Raw genomic sequence first — 278 nt, 5'->3', positions numbered from 1 at the left:
GAGCCGCTGATGGCGGCCCGCGCGGTGGTCTTCGGCCAGGCGAGCGCGCTCGTCGCGTCGCTGGTGGCCGGGGTCTACGGCGGCGTCTGCGTCTTCATGCTCAGCTACCTGGACATCCCGCCCCGGCGCGACCAGGCGATCTACGCGGGCGCGGCGGTCGTGGCCGGTATCGCGGTCGTCGCCGCCGCCGTCTTCCTGGAGCGGGTCTGCAAGCTCCCCGAAGACGGCGACGACAGCGGCGGAACCGCCCCGGCCTGACCCGGTACGGGCCCCCGACC

The 278-nt window shown here is 75.2% G+C and carries 1 protein-coding gene; it reads left to right on the top strand.

Going from position 1 to position 278, the window contains the following annotated elements:
• On the top strand, positions 1-258 hold a 258-nt coding region (locus IH13_RS0103990; protein ID WP_031081018.1), incomplete at its 5' end, for a DUF3180 domain-containing protein.
• Positions 259-278: the final 20 nt, after the last annotated feature.

This window comes from Streptomyces sp. NRRL WC-3549 (assembly GCF_000721935.1).
Classification (GTDB): domain Bacteria; phylum Actinomycetota; class Actinomycetes; order Streptomycetales; family Streptomycetaceae; genus Streptomyces.
Note: the sequence above shows the minus strand (reverse complement) of the source record. Positions and strands in the feature narration are given on the sequence as shown.